The sequence below is a fragment of the Emticicia soli genome (assembly GCF_037860775.1).
GTDB lineage: Bacteria > Bacteroidota > Bacteroidia > Cytophagales > Spirosomataceae > Emticicia > Emticicia soli.
In genome coordinates this window covers 300,975-322,763 of the sequence record NZ_JBBEWC010000004.1, presented here as the reverse complement: position 1 = coordinate 322,763, position 21,789 = coordinate 300,975, and the positions used below count along the sequence as shown (strand labels likewise).

14 protein-coding genes are annotated in these 21,789 nt (G+C 38.4%); 10 read left to right on the top strand and 4 right to left on the bottom strand.

Annotated elements, in window-relative coordinates; all coding sequences use genetic code 11:
* Nucleotides 1-9: 9 nt before the first annotated feature.
* Nucleotides 10-3,024: a SusC/RagA family TonB-linked outer membrane protein gene (locus tag WAE64_RS07145; protein WP_340235565.1), complete on the bottom strand. Its 3,015-nt coding sequence runs from the start codon at nucleotides 3,022-3,024 to the stop codon at nucleotides 10-12.
* A 754-nt stretch (nucleotides 3,025-3,778) separates the two neighbouring features.
* On the opposite strand from WAE64_RS07145, the gene WAE64_RS07140 reads away from it, so the two are divergent.
* The 5 genes from WAE64_RS07140 (at nucleotide 3,779) to WAE64_RS07120 (ending at nucleotide 13,208) form a co-directional block, all read left to right on the top strand.
* The gene (locus WAE64_RS07140; protein WP_340235564.1) at nucleotides 3,779-6,709 is read left to right on the top strand and encodes an FAD-binding and (Fe-S)-binding domain-containing protein; all 2,931 of its coding nucleotides are present in this window, start codon (nucleotides 3,779-3,781) and stop codon (nucleotides 6,707-6,709) included.
* A 208-nt stretch (nucleotides 6,710-6,917) separates the two neighbouring features.
* Complete coding sequence (locus WAE64_RS07135; RefSeq protein ID WP_340235563.1) at nucleotides 6,918-8,009, top strand: alpha/beta hydrolase; 1,092 nt, start codon at nucleotides 6,918-6,920, stop codon at nucleotides 8,007-8,009.
* 91 nt (nucleotides 8,010-8,100) lie between these two features.
* Nucleotides 8,101-9,579, top strand: coding sequence for a leucyl aminopeptidase family protein (locus WAE64_RS07130; protein ID WP_340235562.1), 1,479 nt, complete (start codon nucleotides 8,101-8,103; stop codon nucleotides 9,577-9,579).
* Nucleotides 9,580-9,675: 96 nt separating this feature from the next.
* The gene (locus WAE64_RS07125) at nucleotides 9,676-11,190 is read left to right on the top strand and encodes a serine hydrolase (protein ID WP_340235561.1); all 1,515 of its coding nucleotides are present in this window, start codon (nucleotides 9,676-9,678) and stop codon (nucleotides 11,188-11,190) included.
* A gap of 179 nt (nucleotides 11,191-11,369) precedes the next feature.
* The gene (locus WAE64_RS07120) at nucleotides 11,370-13,208 is read left to right on the top strand and encodes an ATP-binding protein (protein WP_340235560.1); all 1,839 of its coding nucleotides are present in this window, start codon (nucleotides 11,370-11,372) and stop codon (nucleotides 13,206-13,208) included.
* 5 nt (nucleotides 13,209-13,213) lie between these two features.
* Here the strand turns inward: WAE64_RS07120 and WAE64_RS07115 are convergent, their stop codons facing one another.
* Nucleotides 13,214-13,855 (bottom strand): response regulator, encoded by a 642-nt coding sequence (locus WAE64_RS07115; protein ID WP_340235559.1) that lies wholly within the window; start codon nucleotides 13,853-13,855, stop codon nucleotides 13,214-13,216.
* A gap of 452 nt (nucleotides 13,856-14,307) precedes the next feature.
* On the opposite strand from WAE64_RS07115, the gene WAE64_RS07110 reads away from it, so the two are divergent.
* Both WAE64_RS07110 and WAE64_RS07105 read left to right on the top strand, forming a co-directional pair.
* A complete protein-coding gene (locus tag WAE64_RS07110) occupies nucleotides 14,308-14,694 on the top strand; it encodes a BlaI/MecI/CopY family transcriptional regulator (RefSeq protein WP_340235558.1) in 387 nt (128 codons plus the stop codon).
* Between the two features lie 30 nt (nucleotides 14,695-14,724).
* Nucleotides 14,725-17,073, top strand: a complete 2,349-nt coding sequence (locus WAE64_RS07105; protein WP_340235557.1) for a M56 family metallopeptidase — start codon at nucleotides 14,725-14,727, stop codon at nucleotides 17,071-17,073.
* Between the two features lie 79 nt (nucleotides 17,074-17,152).
* Here WAE64_RS07105 and WAE64_RS07100 read toward each other — a convergent pair whose 3' ends face one another.
* Nucleotides 17,153-17,941, bottom strand: a complete 789-nt coding sequence (locus WAE64_RS07100) for a 3-keto-disaccharide hydrolase (protein ID WP_340235556.1) — start codon at nucleotides 17,939-17,941, stop codon at nucleotides 17,153-17,155.
* Between the two features lie 986 nt (nucleotides 17,942-18,927).
* Here WAE64_RS07100 and WAE64_RS07095 point away from each other — a divergent pair.
* The 3 genes from WAE64_RS07095 to WAE64_RS07085 all read left to right on the top strand — a co-directional run bounded on the left by WAE64_RS07095 (nucleotide 18,928) and on the right by WAE64_RS07085 (nucleotide 20,295).
* On the top strand, nucleotides 18,928-19,302 hold the full coding sequence (locus tag WAE64_RS07095) for a T9SS type A sorting domain-containing protein (protein WP_340235555.1): 375 nt from the start codon (nucleotides 18,928-18,930) through the stop codon (nucleotides 19,300-19,302).
* A 110-nt stretch (nucleotides 19,303-19,412) separates the two neighbouring features.
* Nucleotides 19,413-19,787: a T9SS type A sorting domain-containing protein gene (locus WAE64_RS07090; protein WP_340235554.1), complete on the top strand. Its 375-nt coding sequence runs from the start codon at nucleotides 19,413-19,415 to the stop codon at nucleotides 19,785-19,787.
* Between the two features lie 118 nt (nucleotides 19,788-19,905).
* Nucleotides 19,906-20,295, top strand: coding sequence for a hypothetical protein (locus WAE64_RS07085; protein WP_340235553.1), 390 nt, complete (start codon nucleotides 19,906-19,908; stop codon nucleotides 20,293-20,295).
* A gap of 168 nt (nucleotides 20,296-20,463) precedes the next feature.
* Here WAE64_RS07085 and WAE64_RS07080 read toward each other — a convergent pair whose 3' ends face one another.
* Nucleotides 20,464-21,738, bottom strand: a complete 1,275-nt coding sequence (locus WAE64_RS07080; RefSeq protein ID WP_340235551.1) for a DUF349 domain-containing protein — start codon at nucleotides 21,736-21,738, stop codon at nucleotides 20,464-20,466.
* Between the last annotated feature and the right edge of the window lie 51 nt (nucleotides 21,739-21,789).

Here is a 21,789-nt window from a genome sequence, read left to right as displayed (position 1 = left end):
ATATAATAATTAGAACGTAATGTTGACACCTGCTGTAAAACCACGGGTTTTGTAGTAAGTTTCACGTACGTCGATACCCGGAGCTCTTCTGTTATCTCCATCTACTTTCAAGGCCTGACTAATTTCAGGGTCTACACCTGAGTATTTAGTAAACAATAATAGGTTGTTACCTGCAATATAAATACGGGCTCTTTTCAATACACCTAAGTTAGCAGGTAAAGTATATCCTAGTGAAGCATTATTCAGACGAAGATAATCTCCTGACTCAACATAATAATCCATCGGGATTGTCTGGTTGTCGTTAATAGGCGAAGTTAAAGCTGATTTAAGCGCACCAGACTCAGCGATACGGCCATCTTGTCTTCCAAGTAACAGTTGGTTGGTGTTCATGATTTTGGCACCTAAATTACTTGTTAACTGGAACTGGAAGTCAAATTTTTTATAAGTGATGCTATTAGTTAAACCACCTACAAAGAATGGATTCGGGTCGCCAATATAAGTTCTGTCACCAGCCTGTTGCTCTATTGTGCCATTGCCATCTACATCTTTAAATACATATTTACCGTTTTCGATCCTTTCAACAATTGCTCCGTAGAATACACCTACTGGTTGGCCTGCTTGTAGAACCGAGAAGTTTACAGCAGAAGTACCTCTTAGCGCACTACCTAAGTTAGTTGTTAAGAAGATTTGGTTTTGTGCCTGGAACAAATCGCTCGATAAGCTAAGAACTTTGTTTTTGTTGAATGAGCCTGCCAAAGTTGAGCTCCATGTGAAGTCTTTTTTATCAACCCATTGGTAAGTTGCGGTAATTTCAACCCCTCTGTTCTGGATACTTCCTACGTTGGCAAGGATACTTGGAAAGATATACCCTTTTTCTTGAGGAGCATTTACTACATATAACAAGTCTTTGGTTTGACGAGTGTACCAGTCAATCGAACCTGTTAGTCTTGATTTAAACAATGAAAAGTCTAAACCTGCGCCATAGTTTTCGTTAACCTCCCATTTCAAGTTAGGGTTAGGGTTTCCTTGGTAAGCGTATGCAGGATAGAAATCATCTGTTGTAGGATCATAATAAGTACCGCTTGGGCCATAGAATGGTTTAGAACGCAAAGGAGAAATACCTTCAGAGTTACCAGTTCTACCCCAGCTTACACGAAGTTTCAAGTTATCAACAACAGGATTGCCTTTCAAGAAAGATTCTTCGCTCAAAGCCCAACCAAATGATACAGATGGGAAGAAACCCCATTTGTTGTTATCTCCGAATTTAGTCGAACCATCACGACGCATATTAACAGTAGTAAAATATTTGTTCATTAAGCTGTATTGCACACGACCTAAGAACGAAATTAATTTATACTCGTTTTTATATGAGCCAATAAGATTTGGGTTGCTTCTGATACCAAGACCTGCACCAAGGTTGTCTGGGCCAAAAACATCAGTTAAGAAATTGTTGTTTTCTGCTCTGAAACCATCGCCTACTACATCCTGGTAAGTATAACCTGCTAATACACTCAAATTGCTATTAGAAGTAATAGCTTTGGTGTAATTTAAAGTAGCCTCTAATTGTCTGTCATTTACAGCCTCTAAAGTTCTTGCCGCAGCATTATTACCTACTAAACGAAGTAAGTTGCCAGGAGTAGAACGTGCAAAGTAGCTAGTGTTTTTATTTTGCGTACGCAAAGTTCCACTTACATTGAAGAACAAGCCATCCAGGATAGTATAACCCGCTTGTGCATTAAATAAAAAGTCTTGAAGTCTTTCTTTTTGAGAAAGGTTTTCAAGCAATGCCAATGGGTTGAAGTTACCAAATGTACCCGGTTCCTGATAGTAGCTACCATCAGGGAAATAAACAGGGTCAGTTGGGCGCATATTCATCGCAAAACCGATAGCTCTATCTTGTGCTATACCTGCATCAGCTTGTGATGCCGACATGTTGAACTTCATTAATAGTTTGCCGTTCATGCCTTTTGCATCCAAGTTCACACGGCCATTTAAACGAGATTTCTCTGAACCAATCAATGTACCTACTTGGTCTAGGTATCCAACCGAAGCTCTGTATGAGAAGTTTTCAGAACCGCCCGAAACACCAACGTTATGGTTTTGCGTTACAGCTTTGCGTGTAATTACTTTCAACCAATCAGTATCTGCACCATTGTCAGTAAATGTCTGGTTATATTTCTTAGCAGCCTCTCTGAACTCTGCGCCATTCAACAATTCAGGTCTTTGCGAGATTGTTTCTGTACCAACATATCCGTTGTAATCAACAGTAGTAACACCAGCTTTACCTCTTTTAGTGTTAATCAAGATTACACCGTTTGCACCTCTTGAACCGTAGATAGCAGCAGAAGAAGCATCTCTTAATACATCCATAGTAAGAATGTCTTCCGGAGCAACGTTTTCGATAGGTGCGCCAATTACACCGTCAATTACATATAGAGGCTCACTACCTGCACTCAACGAACCTGTACCACGTAAACGTACAGTTGGGCGCGAATTAGGGTCACCACTACTTTGTGTAATTACTAAACCAGCAACTTTACCTTGTGCCGCCGCCAATGGGTTTGTAACAACCCCCGGGTTGAAATCACGGCTTCCAAGACTTGTTACAGTACCCGAAATTTCTTTTCTCTTTTGAGTACCATACCCAACTACCACTACCTCTTCCAGGGCTTTGGTATCGTCTACTAAAGTTACATCAACAACAGTTTGGTTACCAACAACCACTTCTTTTGATTCCATACCTATAAAACTGAATACCAAAGTAGCATTTTTAGAAATGCCGGTCAGTTTATAAGTACCATCTACGTTTGTTTGAGTACCTTTAGAAGTGCCTTTTTCCTGCACAGTCACACCTGGTAAGCCAGTTCCGTCAACGCCTTTTACAGTTCCCGAAACGGAGATGTCTTGTGCCACTACCGCAAATGTGAATGAGGTGAATAACAATACAGCTAACGTGAAAACAGAATTTTTCACACAAGCCAATAGCCGCTCTGAGAAGCGACCTACTTGGTAGGAATTCATCATAGGTTGTAATTAAAGTGAGTTAAAATTTTCGTATTTTCTATGTTATCAGAAGCTAGTACTTATCTATTATTTAACCCCGATTATCGTTTGTAATTGGAGTATCTGTAGAATAGATAGAACATTACTGCTAATTAACTTTCAAAACTACAAAAAGAAATATTTAAAGTCCAAAAAAATGAGCTAAAAATTAACTCTTAAGTAGAAAAAAATTGTACAAAAAGCATAAATAGCTATTTTTTGCATATATTTTTTGAACTTCCCGATTGTGGTTTCTATGGGTATAGAAAAAAATATTCTTTTTAATACTCTTTTGCTTCATAAAGCAGGCATTCTTTTAATAAGAGTAAATAGTGAATCTGAAATTAAAAAAATACTAATCAGGCTCTCTTTATGGTTGCTACTTTTTGCTGTTTTCTGACTTCTTAAACCGTTTTATATACCTGCTTTATATCTGTATGACTTATTAGAAAAATGCTAAAAAACATTGATTCAGAAAAGCATTTCCGATGGTAAAAAAAGGAAATAATTGATTGTGTAAAAATGTGAAAAATAAATCAGTAAAAAGCTGATATTTAATAACTTGGAATGTGTAATTTTTTAATTATTTTTTTACTGTGATAGTTATACGAAGCGGTAATTATCTAAGTATAATAAAATAATTCTTTTGTACTTTTTAAATAAGTTAACAGCATATTAGTTAATTTTGAAGTCTTGTTAAAAAGAGTACCGATATACTACCTAGAATTGATAGATAATGCTTGAGGACCAATTGAAACAGCTTGCCCGCACCTTAGAAGGCGAACTTCACTACGACAAAGTTATGCGGACACTTTATGCTACTGATGCTTCGGCATACCGTGAAATGCCCTTGGCAGTAGCTATTCCCAAAAATGAATCTGACCTGAAAACACTCATATCCTTTGCCAAAGAAAATAACACATCTTTGATTCCTCGTACAGCCGGAACATCGTTGGCAGGGCAGGTAGTAGGGAGCGGCATTGTGGTTGATGTATCCAGAACTTTTACAAAAATACTTGAACTAAATAAGGAAGAAAGCTGGGTAAGAGTGCAGCCGGGTGTAGTGCGCGACGAGCTGAATATGTTTCTGAAAGAACATGGCTTATTTTTTGGCCCCGAGACCTCAACCGCCAACCGTGCCATGATAGGCGGTATGGTTGGGAATAACTCTTGTGGGTCTAATTCGGTAGTATATGGCTCAACCCGTAATCACCTGATGGAGGTTAAAGGATACTTGAGCGATGGTAGCTATGTGGAGTTTAAGGATTTAAGTACGGCCGAATTTCAGAAAAAATGCAAAGCTACTGACAACAGCCTCGAAACGAAACTCTACCAGCATATTGACCGTGTACTAAGTAATAAAGATAATCAGACAGAGATCAGAAACGAGTTTCCGAAAAGAACAATCGAACGCCGTAACACAGGTTATGCTATTGATGAACTACTGGAAACTGAAGTATTTAGTGCTGATTCAAATGAGCCTTTCAATTTCTGTAAATTGATAGCAGGTTCGGAAGGAACATTGATATTTCTGACCGAAATAAAAATACATGTTAATCCGCTACCTCCAAGAGTTACGGGGTTGGTATGTGTGCACTTTAATTCGGTTGATGAGTCGCTGAGAGCCAATCTGATTGCCCTTAAATATAAGCCTTCGGCAGTTGAGCTGATAGACCACTATATTTTAGAGTGTACCAAAGAAAACAAAGAGCAACGCCAGAACCGTTTCTTTGTACAAGGCGACCCAGGCGCAATTCTGGTTGTAGAGATAGCCCGTGACGACATAGAGGAGATTCAGCAGTTGGCAACCCAGATGGAAGCCGAAATGCGTGCTAATAATTTAGGTTATCATTTTCCGGTACTTTTCGGCGAAGACACTAAAAAGATATGGACCTTAAGAAAAGCAGGTTTGGGATTATTATCTAACCTGCCGGGCGATGAAAAAGCAGTTGCTGTAATTGAAGACACAGCCGTTGATGTAAACGATTTACCGGAGTTCATTATCGATTTCAATAAAGTATTGGCCGAAAATGGGATGTCTGCCGTACATTATGCCCATGCTGGTTCAGGAGAAATTCACCTTCGCCCAATTATTAATCTTAAAACAGAAGAAGGACACAAGCAATTTAGGTTGATTGCTGAGGAGATTTCGACTTTAGTTAAAAAGTATAAAGGCTCTTTATCAGGCGAACATGGCGATGGCCGCTTGCGTGGTGAGTTTATCCGCCAGCAAATCGGAGAGAAAAACTATCTTTTAATAAAAGAACTCAAACAAATATGGGATCCGCAGAATATCTTCAATCCTAATAAAATTGTAGATACGCCACCAATGGATAAATTTTTGCGTTATGAAGCAGGGCAGCAAACACCTGAGTTTAAGACGATATTCAAGTTTCATAACCAAGATATATTGCAACATGCCGAGCAGTGTAATGGCTCAGGCGATTGCCGCAAAACCGAATTAAGCGGCGGTACTATGTGCCCAAGTTACATGGCTACCCGCAACGAAAAAGACACAACCCGTGCCAGAGCGAATATTTTGAGAGAGGTGCTCACAAAATCGGAAAAACTAAACCGATTTGATAGCAAAGAAGTGAAAGAGGTAATGGATTTATGTCTGGTTTGTAAAGGCTGTAAATCAGAATGCCCGTCGAATGTGGATGTGGCTAAACTCAAAATGGAGTTTTTACAACATTATAACGACGAACACGGTGTGCCGGTTCGTTCGTGGTTGGTTGGCAATTACTCTAAAATGAGTACCATCGCATCTTATGTGCCTTGGGCTTATAACCTGATTTTCGATAATGCGCCGCTTCGCAAAATAGCCAACAAAGTAGTTGGTTTCCACCCCGAGCGTACTATGCCGCTTTTGCAAAAAGATACGCTTAAGAAATGGTATGATAAAAATATTGCCAAAAAGGTTGACGAGCATGCCACTAAAAAAGTGTATTTGTTTTGTGATGAGTTTACTAATTTCAACGATGTAGAAATTGGTAAAAAAACCATATTTTTATTACAGAAGTTGGGGTATCAGGTTATAATACCTACGCATGTTGATGCAGGCAGGGCCTATCTATCGAAAGGAATGTTGAAAGATGCCCAGAAACTAGCCAATAAAAATGTTAGTTTACTGAAAGACATTATCAACGAAAATACGCCTTTAATTGGCATTGAGCCATCGGCTATTCTCACATTCAGAGACGAATATCCTGACCTGGTAGCTGATGAATTGGTATCTCATGCCAAAACTCTGGCAAAAAATGCACTTATGGTTGACGAGTTTATTGCTCGTGAGATAGATAAGGGCAATATTGCCAAAAGCAGCTTTACAGAAGAGAAAAGACTCATTAAATTACATGGCCATTGCCAGCAAAAAGCTGTGGCTTCGCTAACACCTACCAAAAAGATACTTTCGTTTCCGGCCAATTATGAGGTGCACCTTATTCCGTCGGGTTGTTGTGGTATGGCGGGGTCTTTTGGCTATGAGCAAGAGCACTTTGATATTTCGATGAAAATAGGTGAACTAGTGCTTTTCCCGACAGTAAGAAAACAACCGGAAGAAGTAATCATTGCTGCACCGGGTACAAGTTGCCGTCACCAGATACATGATGGTACTGGCCGTAAGGCACTACACCCTGTAGAAATTTTATGGGAAGCATTGGCCTGATTTCATGCCAACGAAAAATGAATTTTCTAATTAAAACTATTCTTCAAAATGTATTAATCAGAAGAAATAGTAATTAATGTATCCATACAAGTCTTTGATTTTCAGTTGTTTGATAGATTAAAAATGCTATTTTTTTTGAACTCAAATATACAAAAGCAAGTTTTCTTATGTATGTTTGAAAGTTGTTTTAGAATACAAAGAGTAAGAAATGAGTAATCGTACACTATTAAATTTAGAATTGGTAACCCATACTGACGACGAAAGACCTGTTTTTTTATCCGGAAATTTTTGTGATTGGTATCCTGACTTGACTGAGTTTGAAATGGAAAAGGTAGGTAACGGAAAGTATAAATTTAGTTTTTCACCCGATAAGAGCCTTCCCGAAACAATCGAATATAAATATACCCGTGGAGGATGGGATTTTGTAGAGTTAGATTCTTACGGAAATACCCCAGCCAACCGTATTATTACAAAAAAACAAGGAAGTGTCAAAGACTTTGTGCCTTTCTGGCGTCAAGATGGCTCAACGGCTTCTGTTTCTAGCCTAATGCCTACAATAGAATTGGTATCTGAAGGTTTCACTATTCCGCAGCTAGGTAAAACCCGTGCCATTCATATTCTGCTGCCATATAATTACGAGCAGAGCCCCGAAAAGCGTTATCCGGTTTTGTATATGCAAGATGCCCAGAACCTATTTGGCGAAGGCTCAGGTTATGGCAATTGGGAAATAGACAAACGTTTATCTTTATTGGCTAAACAAGAAAAAGGCGATGTGATTATAGTGGCAATTGACCACGGCGATGGCGACCGTTTTAAAGAATATTCACCCTATACAGTCGAGAAAAAAGGCAAAGGTATGGGCATGAAATATGCCAATTTTATTGTGCGAACTTTAAAACCATATATTGACGCCAATTATAGAACCAAACCCGACGCCCAATTTACAGGTATAGGTGGTAGCTCTATGGGTGGCCTTATTAGTTTATATGCAGGTTTAATGTATCCTGAAACTATTGGCCGCTTGATGGTTTTTTCGCCGTCATTGTGGGTTTCTAACAAGATATACTTTGATATAGGCGAGTTTTTTAGTCCTATTAATACTAAAATGTATATATATGGCGGTGGAAAAGAAAGCCCAGCCATGATTCCGGGAGTAAAAAAAATCAAAGAAACCATTGATAGCCAACGTTGGAGTACCGATAAGGTAGAAGTAAGGTTATCGCTCGATTCAAGAGGAGAGCATAGAGAAAAACGTTGGGGACAGGAGTTCTCTAAGGCCATTGAATGGCTATTTTATTAAGATTTAATCAATATTCTTGTATAACCACGATTGACACTAAGCTAAAATTTGGTGTTATTCGTGGTATATTTATTTAATCAGCATCCTAAAAATGAAAATCAGTATATCTACCCAGATTAATGCATCACAAGGAATTGTTTATCCATTAATCGCTAACGAAAAATTGGCAGAAAACCTTTCGGAAATAGCTAATGAGACAGGGCTTAATGCCGAAACCTTGCAACAGGATTTTAAGGCTGGTCTGAAAGAAATAATTACTTTGTATCCCACCCAAAAAGGAAAAGAAAAAATATACCTGATTGGTTTAGGTAAAAGCCCTAAACCAATGGATGTTATCAAGGTATTCCGCTCTTTTTTCTATCACAATAAGAAAAAACTTCCGCTTTCGATAGGTATAGACCTTACAATAAGCCAGCTAGAAGAGCTTATCGAATATGTTGTGAATGGTGCTTGTCTGGCCGAATACGAGATTGGTGTATTTAAGACAGATAAAAAAGAAGCAACAGATTTCTTTGCTGCAGATGCTCAACTTAGCATATATGTATTAGAAAAAAGCTTAGAAAAAGCCCAGTCGCTGGCAAAAATTGGTGAAGAAACCGCCAAAACTCAAATCAGGATCATGACACTGGTTGATGCGCCTGCAAATAAGAAATACCCTGAGAAAATGGCCGAATATGCCCTTAAAGCGGGCGAAATGTATGGCTTTGATGTAAAGATTTTTGATGAAAAAGAATGCGAGGGTTTAGGCTTGGGTGCCTTATTGGCAGTAGGTAAAGGAAGTACCGAAAATCCACCAAGATTCATAGTATTAGAATATAACTTGTCAGCTTTGGCCGATAAACCATTGAAGAAAATAGGCTTGGTAGGTAAAGGTGTTACTTTTGATACCGGCGGGGTTTCTATCAAAGGCTCGGGAAGTATGAGTTATATGAAGTCGGACATGGGTGGAGCAGGCGCCGTATTAGGAACTATCGAATTGGCCGCCAAACTAAAACTCCCTGTGCATTTGATAGGCGTGATTCCGGTTACCGAAAACTGTGTTGATGGCAATGCCTTGAAACCAAGCGATGTAATAAATACTTACTCAGGCAAAACAATTGAAGTAATTGATACTGATGCCGAAGGTCGTATTATTCTTGCTGATGGCTTGTCTTATATAAAGAAAAACTACGAGCCAGAAATCATAATTGATTTGGCCACGCTAACAGGTAACTGTATTTCGGCCTTAGGCTACAATGCCGCAGGTTTATTATCTAATAATGATGAACTAGCGAATCAGCTATTTGATATTGGACAAACGAGCGGAGAGAAAATCTGGCGACTGCCTTTGTGGGATGATTACAAAGACATGATGAAGTCAGACATTGCCGATGTAAAAAACCTTTCTTCTTTACCAATTGCGGGGGCTATCACAGCCGCCAAGTTTCTGGAAATATTTATTGATGGGCATAGCAACTGGGCACACCTTGATATTGCCGGAATGGCCTTTGCTGATTCTGAATATGGTTCTATGAAATCAGGTACTGCCTTTGGTGTGAGGCTCTTAACTACCTGGATGCGGGGCTTATAATGCTACAATGATATTTGCTGATTTCTTATAGCCGATATATGATGTTTCTCATCAGATTTTCTTAGTTTTGGTAATAAGCTAAACTAAGAAAATCTGATGAGAAAACTTTATTTATTCTTTCTTCTTTTTACCCTATATCCGGCCCTTGCACAAAAGAAAAAAGCAAAGGTTATTGCTCCTATTGATACACTTAAAGAATTAGATACGTTTGTCAATAAAATGCTGGCGGAGTGGGCGGTGCCCGGTACTGCTTTATGTATTGTAAAAGATGGCAAACTTTTGTATGCAAAAGGTTATGGCGTAAAAGACCTTAAAACCAATGCGCCTGTTACAGCCAATACACTTTTTAGCATAGCATCTTGCTCAAAGTCTTTTACGGCAACTTGCTTGTCGATTCTAGCCGATGAGGGCAAACTAGATTGGAATAAGCCTGTAAAAGATTATATGCCCGATTTTCAGCTTCATGACGAATACGCCACTCGTACCCTCACGGCCCGTGATTTAGTCTCGCATCGCTCCGGTTTACCTCGCCACGATTACGTTTGGGTATCTGCACCACTTAACAGAAAGGAGATGTTTGACCGATTGAAATACCTGCCACTCAATAAGCCTGTTTATGCACAATATCAATACAATAACCTGATGTACATGGCGGCGGGTGTATTGATTGAGCGACTTTCTGGCAATAGCTGGGAGGAATTTATGCGTGAGAAAATCCTTGACCCAATAGGTATGAAAACCACTGTGCTCACATATCCTGAAATGTTGAAAAGTTCAGATTATTCTCTTTCATATAGCGATGAAAAAGACCCGAAAAAAGAAGCAGGTTTTGATAGCAATGTTGATGGCATTGGGCCTGCCGGAGCCGTGAAAGCGAATGTAACTGAAATGGCTAATTGGCTACTCTTGCAACTAAATAAAGGTAAAGCAGAAGGTAAAATAATTGTATCGGAGAAGAACCTTAACGAGAATCATACGCCTTTGGCCGTTGTACAACCTGCTGAGGCTAAGTACCCGGAATTAGGCTTTGGTACTTATGGCATGGGCTGGACGCTAAACACTTATCGTGGACACCAACGCCGCCAACATGGTGGCTCAATTGAGGGCTATCGCTCGCAAATGACCGTTTTTCCGAACGATAATCTGGCCATATTTATCACAACCAATACAGGCTTGGTTGGCTATAATTTTGTAAGCACCATTACCAACTATATTGCAGATACTTATCTGGAAAAGAACACAATAGATTGGAATAGCCGTTTCAGAAAAGATTTTCTTGAAGCTAAACAAAAAGCTGCTAAAGCGAAGATAGATAACCAAACCCAACGACAAAAAGATACCAAACCTACGCATACCCTTACCAGCTACACAGGTACTTACCAACACCCTGCTTATGGAGCATTAACAATCAGCTTAGAGAATGATTCTTTAAAAGCTGAGTTTCATACCGAGAAGATTGATTTAAGGCATTATCATTATGATGTTTTTGAAGCATTGGGCGACTGGGATAATATAAAGTTTAAGTTTCTGATGAATGCCAAAGGCGATATTGATCGGGTGGCGATGGAAATGCCCGCCGCATCAATGGATATTGAATTGAAAAAGAAATAATGATAAAATGCCTTCTGGAAACGGAAGGCATTTTTGTTATAAAGTCTATGAGAACCAATAGAATACTATCAATTTAAACCTTCATTCTGCTACAGGTTTTCCTGTATTTTATGGTACCTTCTTGCAAATTATGGCTTGAAACTGCTACATTTATCTCATACCTCATATTTTCGCCGCTAATGTATAAGCTTGTCTGTTGTTTGCTTTTAATTGGCTTATCTTTCAAGGGAACCGCACAGAATCCATTATTAGATTCATTGATTACTCGTATTCATATACTAAGTAAACAGCAATATTCTTTTCAAAGGGATACCCTCATTATAGAAAAACTGAGCTTATTAACTGAGCGAACCATTAACATGGTCGACAAAAGAGCTGATAGCTTGTTAGATTCGTTAAGACGTTTTACACAGAAAGCAGACTGGCTTAAAGGCAAGGGGCTGTATATAAGAGCTTTGGGCAAAAAGCAAGACCGCAACGGTAATTATACAGAAGCACTGAAACTATACGCAAAAGCCGCTGAAACACTGATAAAAGCTGGTGGCGACCCTTATGATTTATGCTATACATATATACTTACAGGTTTTGTGCTCAATAACAATGGCAGACCGGATAAGTGCCTGGAATATATGAAAAAAGCCTTGCCTCTGGCAAAAATGACTTATAACACCAATAATCTTTGTTGGATTCTGGACTATTATGGAGACTATAATTATTATGACAATTTTGGCGTACGAAACTACAAAAAAGCATTGACTTATTATTTAGAGGTCGAAAAACTGTTGTCTCGTGCTACCAGTGCTAATCTGAAAGCCGATAATTTGCATTGTATTGCTAATTGCTATACCCAATTAGGCAACGAGCACCTAGCAGCCTATTATCGGGATAAAGCCCTGAAATATGCACAAGAAACCAATAACAGAGTGGTGATTTTTGCCATCTACTCCGACCTCGCCGAAATATATCAGAACAAACGACAATTCTCTAAAGCAATAGAATACAGAAAACAGAGCCTTGATTATGCCAAAAAATCAGGGTGGATGGAAATGATTTCAAGGGCAGAAAACCAGATTTATCTTACCTATGAAATGGCTGGCGATAGTGGCAATGCTTTGAAGTATCTGAAAGATTTCAAAACCCACGAAGATAGCCTGGGCAGGGTAGCAGTAAACCAGAAATACGCCGAACTGGAAGCCGACTACAATTTTGAAAAGCAACAAACCCGCATAAAAACCCTTGAAAATGAAGCGCTCAAGCAAGCCGATGAAAAGAAAAGCCTGATAGGGATAGGCTTAATTGTTGCGCTTATGGCAGGTATTATTCTGATTGCTTATGTTTTCTGGAATAACAGGCAATTGAAGCAGATTAATGCTGAACTGGTGCAAAAAAATGAAGAAATTCAAGGTGCATTATTAAAAGGACAAGCCATTGAGCGCAAACGGGTAGCAAATGAATTGCACGATAATATTTCGGCAAAGATAGCCAGTTTACGTTGGCGTTTAGAGGCCATTAGTCCGAGTTTTCAGACCGAGAAAGAAGGGCAGATTTTTACTTCTACCGTAGAGGCACTTTCAGAAGTTTATACCGATATTCGTTTGCTTTCGCATAACCTGCTGCCTGCCGAGCTAGAGCTTCATGGCCTTGCAAAAGCACTTGATAGTATGGTGAAAGAGATTAATTCGTTGGGTAAAACGGGTTTTTCTTTAAATATTGCTACTAAACAAGAACGCTTTACGAATAAGATAGAGTATGAATTGTTCAGTATAATCCTCGAACTCTCAAATAATATTCTTCGGCATGCACAAGCTCCTGAAGCCGATATTTTCTTAACACAAGGTGAAGGTAAATTGTATCTTACAGTGAAAGACAATGGCGTAGGTATCGCTGAAAAAGCATCAAAGCATGGTATGGGGCTAGCTAATATCAAAACCCGTGTGGCATCTTTACAGGGGACTATTCAATTTGTAAGTGTGCCACAGAAAGGTACAGAAGTAGTAATAGAAGTACCAATAGGTTAAAGTCTCTATACAAGTTTATTATTAACGGCATACATCACAATACCTATCGAGTTTTTAGCACCAAGTTTTTTCAGAATATTGTGGCGGTGGGTTTCTACCGTTGCAGGGCTAATGAAGAGCTTCTCAGCAATTTGATTGGTTGACATCTCTCGGGCAATCAGGCGGATAATTTCCACTTCTCGCTCGGTCAATAAGCTTGCAGCAGTCGATTCCTGCACTAAATCTGCTATTTTTTTGTCTCTGTTTAATAATTCAAACACAACAGACTCACTATAATATTTTTCACCTGAGGCAATGGTCTGAAGTGCTCGTTGGAGTTCGGCTTTACCTGCTTTTTTCATCACATAGCCCGATACTCCTGCTTCAAAGGCTTCTTTGATGGTCTCGGCATCTTCCGATACTGTCAGTAATAATATTTTTATTTGCGGAAAACGCTGCTTAATCTGTCTGGTCATTTCAATACCATTGAGCTCGGCCATGTTATAGTCTGACAAAACCGCTTCAACATTATTAAACTCTTCCAGCGCTTTAAGTACTTCTGTTCCGCTGGTATATGTACCAAGCACTTCATGCTCTGGCATAGTAGCAATCAGAAGTTCAAGACTATCTAATATGAATTTATGGTCATCTGCAATCAATATACGCATATTACATAAGTTTGGGACAGATTTATTTCATGCATTTCTAAGCAAATATCTGTATTTTCATTTAAAACAAAGAAAGTATTGATATATATTGTTGTGTTTTTAGCAATATTGCTGAATTTCATGAAAGCAACACATTTGTATATATAACAGGTACTTTTAGTATTCATTGTCAGCTTTTGCCATAGTAATTGTAGGGCGAATTTCTGGTTTACTATCTTAAATTAATCTTTCTTCACACCTTATTTATCCTTTATAATTTCTTAGAAAACCAACAGAAATGCCATTTCGGAGGTTATTTTTGTTAAGAAATCTTAATTAATATTTATCTACGAAAATTTTCGTAATAAAATTTGGAAGTATTATTTTTTTTCTATTACATTTGTTACGAAATAATTCGTAGATGATTTGTGTCGGCTTCTGCTGACAAACAATTGCTAATAAATTTAAAAATTATGGAAAAGCAAACAAATATTAAGCCCACAGAGTCGGAACTTGAAATATTGCAGATTTTGTGGGCTTTGGGCAAAGCAACGGTTCGGCAGGTAAACGACGAACTATCAAAGACCAGAGAGGTTGGCTACACAACTACCCTAAAACTCATGCAGATTATGTTTGAGAAAAAACTTGTGAGCCGCACAGACGAAGGTCGCTACCATGTATATGAAGCCGCGGTGGGTGAGGAGCCTACCCAACATATGCTTCTCGACAAATTCATAGACAGTACTTTCAGAGGCTCTGCAACCAGAATGGTGATGCAGGCACTGGGCAACCAGCAAGTAAGTAAAGAAGAGTTAGAAGAAATCAAGAAACTGATTAATTCTATCGAAAAAGGTCAATAACCTAATTAGACTAACAATAAACTTAAAATTATGAAAAAGCTTTTTGATTTTACTGTAACAATTCCTGAAAATGTTAGCTCTGCATTGGGCTGGACTCTCATTCACTCACTATGGCAGGGCTTAGCTATTGTGCTTGCTTTTGGTATCTTACGCCAGATTTTCAGAACCTCAAATGCACGCTATTGGCAAGGCATTGGCGCACTATGTATGCAATTGGCCGCAGCCGTAGTTACTTTCGGCATTGTGTATCAACCTGCTGATACTATAGCAGATGGAAAACAGAAATTCACAGCTTTCTTTATCCAGAATGCTGCTACCAATCTTGACGAAATATCGGTATTTGGTGCTTCTAAGCTAAGCCTTATTCAACAGGCTGAGTTATTCATTCACAACAACCTCGATACCTTTGTTTTATTCTGGTTCATCGGAGCCAATCTTCTTTTGTTACGCTTAATTGTTGGGTTTGTTTATGTACAGCAACTGAAAGTACAAAAGCTTAGCCCAGTAAGAGACGAAGTACTGGGTATTATGGAAGAGCTTCAACAAAAAATACAGTTAACAATACCAATTCGCCTATTTGAATCTGCCAAAGCAGTAGTACCCATGACCATCGGCTGGATAAAACCTATCGTGTTGCTTCCGGCTGGCATTATGTCGGGGCTTACTATTACCCAATTAGAGGCCGTTTTGGCTCATGAACTGGCACATATTAAACGCTACGATTATCTGGTTAATATTTTTCAGAGTTGTATCGAAATTCTGTTCTTCTATCACCCAGCTACCTGGTATATGTCGGCACAGGTGCGTGATGAAAGAGAGAACTGCTGCGATGATTTTGCTGTAGAAATCTGTGGAGATAGACTTGTATTAGCCAAAGCACTTACGCAAGTGGCTACATTTCAGCAATCGCCACGCTTGGCCATGGCATTTGGTGCTAAACGCCAGACTTTTATGGACAGAATCAAGCGCATTGTAGGTATTAATGATACCAAACCAATGAGCTACGGCAATTGGGCGGTTTTTGTAGGCATGGTGCTGATTGCCGCTATGGGAATAGCTTATGGGCAAGATAGAATGGCTAAAAATGACCTTTTGGGAGATATACAAAAATCAGCTAAGCAAGAGGAGTTTGATTTCTACTTTTTTGAAAAAGATGATAAAAACGTAGGCGTGTATAAAAATAAAAAAGGCGAGATTGTAAAAATAGTAGAAGAAGGTAAAGAACTGGCAGGTGCAGACTTTGAAGCAATGAAAACCTACGCCATTGATTTTCTGAAAGCAAAAGATGCCAGCTTTGCTATTGTACCGGGTATTGTTGAAACCGAAATGGAAGAAGTAAAACAACAATTCTTTAACGATAAAGCTTATGCCAGAGATACCTCAAGGTTACAACAAGTTGAGCAAGAAATGGAAATGCTAAGTAAAGAAATGGAAAAATACAGCCTAGAAATAGAAAAGCATAGTAAGCAGATGGAAGACAGATACAGCAAGCAGATAGATTTGAATAGTAAGCAAATGGAACAAGTATCGCTTAGAATGCGTGTGCCTCAACGTAAACTTGAAAGTATCTCTATTGAAATGCAGGAGCTAAGCCTTACCAGACGTAAACTGGAAAACCAGTATAATGATACAAGAATGCCTGCTGAAGCAGAACAAAAGCTAAGAACACTTGAGAAAAAAGAGCGTGATTTAGAAACACAAATGCATGTAGTAGAAGAAGAAATGCGTGGCATTGAAGCTGAAATGTTGCCTCTGCAAAACAAAATGGAACGTTTACACCGACCGATAGACAGCTTGCATAGAGAAATGGAACGTTCTCACAGACCTATGGACAGCCTAGGCCGCCTGATGGAAGAGAAAGGAAAAATAATAGAAAAACTGGCGAAAGAAGAAGAAGCCCGTTTCAAGAAAGATTTTGCCGATTTTGCCGATATGCTTTATAAAGAAGGTTTGATTAAAGATAAGAAAAACTTTGAAATACGCCTGAAAGGAGAAAAACTCTTGATAAATCTTGAGTCGCAATCGCCGGCTACTTATGAAAAAGTTTGGAACTGGGTTGACAAAACATGGGGAAGCCGCATGAGAGGCATAAAAGACAAGGACTTTACGATAGAGGCTAAAGGCGAAAATATTAATTTTAGTACTCACATGAGCAATGGGCATATCTACCACCGCTATGGTAGCTCTATTACTCCGCCAAATCCACCTATTCCGGGTGGCGCTGCATTAGCTCCTACTCCACCACGTGCTATTGGCGCCATTGCCAGACCTGCAAAGGTAGATGCACCAACACCTCCGTCGCCAGTAGTAGGTATTGTAGGAACTCCAACTCCTCTGAAAGCACTAAGAGCACCCCGTGCTCCACGATTATATAATTGATTTGTATTATACAAAAACAACAATGCCATTCCGATTAAGAAATGGCATTGTTAATTATCTAAACTTACGTTGGGTCAAATCACAGTTTTCTGATCCAGATGTTTCTGAATTGTGTTTTGTTACCGTGGTCTTGCAAGTGAATTACATCGTCTCCGTGTGCTTCCGGATACAAGTGTAAACCAATATAGTTTGTAAGACCTAATATAGTGGTGTTGTTCTGAATCACAACGCCATTGTGTAATACGGTAATACGAGCAGGGTAATCTAAACGGCCATCAGCTTTGAAACGAGGCGCAGTATAGATAACATCATAAGTATTCCACTCTAATGGGCCACGAGTAACGTTTACCAATGGAGCTGCATCTTTATAGATACTACCTGCCTGTCCGTTGCGATACGTGCGGTTTTGGTAAGAGTCAAGTACTTGTAGCTCATAACGGTCTTGGAAGAAAACACCGCTATTACCACGGCCTTGGCCTGCGCTTGTTACTTCGTCTGGCGCACTCCATTCAATATGCAACTGGCAATCGCCAAATTTCATTTTAGTTTTAATGTCGCCTGAGCCTGGAGTTACCTCCATAATACCGTTTACAATTTTCCATTTCGGAGCGCCGCCATCTTTTGCACTAACCCATTGAGATAAATCTTTGCCATCAAAAAGCACAATAGCGTCCGACGGTGCATCTGAGTTGTTTTTACCTGGTGTTACCAATGCTACTTCCGGATTCCATATTTCAGTCATTTCTGGTTTCATCGGCATCGGTGAAACTTCCGGTGGGGTAGAAGGATATCTGTTTTGGGCATTGGTGTTGCAGCTAATCAAAACTGCCAGGGCAAATGTAGAGGCTAAAATCTGTATTTTTTTCATCTTGAGTAAATGAGGTTGAATGTTATTGTATCTACCAGCTACTGGTATATATTTAGCTTGCAAGCTACAAGTTTTTTTAAAAAGAATATCTTAAAAATTTGATAAAATTTATTCAACTGCTGCTTAAAAGCTAATATTTCAAGTACCAGCGCCAGTGTATTTGTATGCCAAAAATAAAATTTTTTATGTACGAGTGTACGAAAACGGAAAGAAAACGTACGGAATCGGACAAATTTTAGTGCTAATGAAATTTTTTTGGCACGCCAATTTTTATGTAAAGTATTGATAATTAGTTGTTTATGGATATTTTAACATTTATTAAATTTTTCTGGCACGAGTTTGTCATATATATATAATGTGAGCATGAGGCGAAAGGGCGAAAATGAGGTTTTATCAAAATATTATTTTGTTTGTAACCTTTTTTGAAAAGCAAAGTATATACAAATGAAATAAAATTTTGCAAAACGCCAGAATGAAGCCAAAAATTAGTTTGCCACAACCGTTTGTAACTTAGCTTTGACCATTTATAAATTATAGCTTATCTGATTCGCAAAAGCAGCATAATTTTGAAACATCAAAGCAACAACGAAAACAAAAAAAAGAGAGAGCTGAAAAATAATATTTTTAACAAAATTTAAGATTTGGCAAAATATTGTTCTGAGAAAAGTAATTAATAAGTAAAAAAATAAAATTTAACAGAATAAAATTTCGAGAAAAATGAATTTCAAGGCTATCAAATCTACTAACCGTTTATCATTTTAAAATAACCACTCAAGTAGTTTGTAATGCATAGTACCAAGTAAAACACATACCTTTGACACATCAAAACAAAAACAAAATTAGTTAAAGCAAAAATAAAAGACATAGAGAGAAGGAGTTCAAAACAAAATACTTCACTTTCATCACAAATGTCACATTGAAAAATAAAGCCGAGTTAATTTTAAACCATCAAAAACAATTAAATAAAATTTTAAAAATATACAATTATGAAAAAGATAACTTCAGCCATCGCAATAGCTTTATTAGCAACTTCAGTAGCATTCAACGCAAATGCAGACGATAAAAAAATTGAGTACAAAAGCAGCAACCTTAACGTAGGTATGTACGAAGCAGGTTACACCAACTCAATGAAATTGAACATGACCTTGACAAAAGATAAAGGTGTAGCCGCTACCATTAAATTGATGGACGCCGACGGAAGTGTATTGCACGAAGAAGTTTTAGGTAAAAAAGTTGAGTCATACAAATTGTGTTTTGATATGAACAGCGTAAAAGCCGGTAAATACTACGTAGAGGTAAAAAACGGAGACCGTATCATTACTAAAGAAATCGTAAAAAGTGCTTCTAACTTAAGTTACTAAGCACTTACCGCTCATCAGGTTTTAAAGCCGATTAGCATAAAAATTGTCACACACACGCTGTAAAAAGCATCTATTATTTGAAAAAGCTAAAATATAAAAATTATAAAATTATGAAAAAGATAACATCCGCCATCGCTATTGCTTTATTAGCAACTTCAGTAGCATTTAATGCAAATGCTGACGATAAAAAAATAGAATACAAAAGTAGCAACCTTAATGTAGGTATGTACGAAGCAGGTTACACCAACTCAATGAAGTTGAACATGAACCTGACAAAAGACAAAGGTGTAGCGGCTACCATTAAATTAATGGACGCCGACGGAAGTGTATTGCATGAAGAAACACTAGGTAAAAAAGTAGCTTCTTACAAATTGTGCTTCGACATGAGCAACGTAAAAGCAGGCAAGTACTACGTAGAGGTTAAAAACGGAGACCGCATCATTACTAAAGAAATCGTAAAAGGTTCGCATACGTTGAGTTACTAAGCTTATAACCGCTTATCAGGTTATATAGCCGATTAACTTAAAAATTGACACACACAGCTATTATAAGCATCTATTTAATTGAAAAAGCTAAAATTTAACATTTTAAAAAATCAAAATTATGAAAACGCAAGTAAGAAATTTCGCATTAGCTCTTGTAGCAGGTTTATTCACATTCTCAGCTGTTTCAGCTACCGAATTACCAGAAGGAAAAACATTTGATGTAGGCATGTATCGCGTGGTGAATACCATGAAAATCAACGTAATGATTGCGAAAGAACAAGGTAACTGGATAGAGATTCGCTTGAAAAACAAAGACAACGAAACAATCTATGTAGAGGTTGTAAATAGAAAAACAACACAGTTTGCGAAGAAATTCGATTTAGAAGGATTAGAAGATGGTGAATATCGTTTCGAGATTACAAATGGTAAAGAAACGATTGTGAAAGAGATTAACTTGCAAACAAATGTGCCAACTGTGGCATCATACAGAACTGTAGAAGTAAAATAATATATCATTAGTATTTAGTTTAGGGTAATCAGACAGCGTTGTGGTTCTTTCCGCAACGCTGTTTTTTTTGCTTACGTTTAAACATAAGGGTTCGCTGTGTTCATATAAAACAAAAGCCCCGTTTGCTAGGCAAACAGGGCTTTGATATATGGAATAGATTAATGTCTCTTATCCTGCATTTTGTGCTGCACGTCTCAATTCTTCTAAGATTACTTCTTTCATCAACAGCTTGCGTCGTTGAGTCTGAATATTAGAGTTCATGATTTTATCCATATCAGGGTTACGGGCTACGCCGTCGTAACTTTCAATGAGTTGTTTCAGTTCGCCACGTGCACGGGTTACGATGTTTTCCATCTCACGATATTTGGTTAAGACTTGTTGTCTGTCGCTCAAATAATTGTAATTTGGTAATTTTCGGGTAATTACTTTCATCAAATAACTTAACTCGAAAATTTTATCACAAGCCGCTCTGAAGCGCTCTGCTACGTTGCGTACTGCCAAATGTGTAGGTACTTTTACATTTTTCCAGTCGTTAAGCAATACTTTTGCTCTTTCGGCCGATGCAAAAATATCTCTTGCTTCTGCAAGTCTTTCGGCTTCTTCCATCATCTTTTGTTGTGCCTCTACACGAGGGTCAACTCTGGTTTTGATCTGGATACCCTTGGCGTTACAATATTTTTCGTAATAGAGAGTCGTTAGTTTTTTGAAGCGACGGAACTCGAACTTCAAACGTTTTGGAGGTACATCCCCCACGTTTTTCCATTCGTTTTGTAGTCTTTTCAACTCGGCAAAAGATAGCTCCCAGTTACCCATGCGGAACAATTGTTCGGCACCTTTCACTAGTTCTGTATATTTTTCCATACGCTCGGCAATGATTCTATTTTGCTCTTCGTAGAAAGCTTTTCTACGTTGATAGAAATCATCAAGTACCTCGCGGAAAACAGTCTCTACTTCTTCCTGATAAGGTTTGTCAACAGGGCCGGTTCTAATCCATCGAGTTTTAATATCTTGCAACTTTTCAGCTACTATACTCCAGTCAACATCTTCCTTAGCTTCTTTAGCTTCTTCAATTAAGGCTTGTTTGATTGTGAGGTTGTTGGCTTGGTTGCCTACGATAAGGCTACGAAGATACTCTTCTTGCTCGTCTAGTTTTTTGAGCAAAGGAATAAAATCGCCGATACCGTCAAAGTTCAGCAGTCTTTTGCGAAGTTGCGTGAGTTTTGTTAAGAAGGATCCCTTATTCTGGGCATCCGTGATTTCCGTTTCTAATTGATTAACCTTATTTACCGCAATCTGGTAACGGTTAATGAAGTACTGGAAAGCTTCTTCTTCTGTGCGTTTTACTTCGCCGATTTGTCGGTCGGGCATATCTAAGTAGCCCTTCAAGAATACCTTACCGTCTTTGATGTAAGCATATTCGTTATCTAATGTTACGCCGTCCATAATTAAAATCACATGGCTTGTGAGTCGAGGGTTGTGGTTTGAAAAGGTAAA

Coding starts and splice junctions, on each gene's coding strand:
- WAE64_RS07140 (WP_340235564.1), top strand. CDS start 3,779: ATGCTTGAGGACCAATTGAAACAGCTTGCCCGCACCTTAGAAGGCGAA.
- WAE64_RS07115 (WP_340235559.1), bottom strand. CDS start 13,855: ATGCGTATATTGATTGCAGATGACCATAAATTCATATTAGATAGTCTT.
- WAE64_RS07125 (WP_340235561.1), top strand. CDS start 9,676: ATGAGAAAACTTTATTTATTCTTTCTTCTTTTTACCCTATATCCGGCC.
- WAE64_RS07090 (WP_340235554.1), top strand. CDS start 19,413: ATGAAAAAGATAACATCCGCCATCGCTATTGCTTTATTAGCAACTTCA.
- WAE64_RS07095 (WP_340235555.1), top strand. CDS start 18,928: ATGAAAAAGATAACTTCAGCCATCGCAATAGCTTTATTAGCAACTTCA.
- WAE64_RS07085 (WP_340235553.1), top strand. CDS start 19,906: ATGAAAACGCAAGTAAGAAATTTCGCATTAGCTCTTGTAGCAGGTTTA.
- WAE64_RS07110 (WP_340235558.1), top strand. CDS start 14,308: ATGGAAAAGCAAACAAATATTAAGCCCACAGAGTCGGAACTTGAAATA.
- WAE64_RS07105 (WP_340235557.1), top strand. CDS start 14,725: ATGAAAAAGCTTTTTGATTTTACTGTAACAATTCCTGAAAATGTTAGC.
- WAE64_RS07080 (WP_340235551.1), bottom strand. CDS start 21,738: ATGGACGGCGTAACATTAGATAACGAATATGCTTACATCAAAGACGGT.
- WAE64_RS07100 (WP_340235556.1), bottom strand. CDS start 17,941: ATGAAAAAAATACAGATTTTAGCCTCTACATTTGCCCTGGCAGTTTTG.
- WAE64_RS07135 (WP_340235563.1), top strand. CDS start 6,918: ATGAGTAATCGTACACTATTAAATTTAGAATTGGTAACCCATACTGAC.
- WAE64_RS07130 (WP_340235562.1), top strand. CDS start 8,101: ATGAAAATCAGTATATCTACCCAGATTAATGCATCACAAGGAATTGTT.
- WAE64_RS07145 (WP_340235565.1), bottom strand. CDS start 3,024: ATGATGAATTCCTACCAAGTAGGTCGCTTCTCAGAGCGGCTATTGGCT.
- WAE64_RS07120 (WP_340235560.1), top strand. CDS start 11,370: ATGTATAAGCTTGTCTGTTGTTTGCTTTTAATTGGCTTATCTTTCAAG.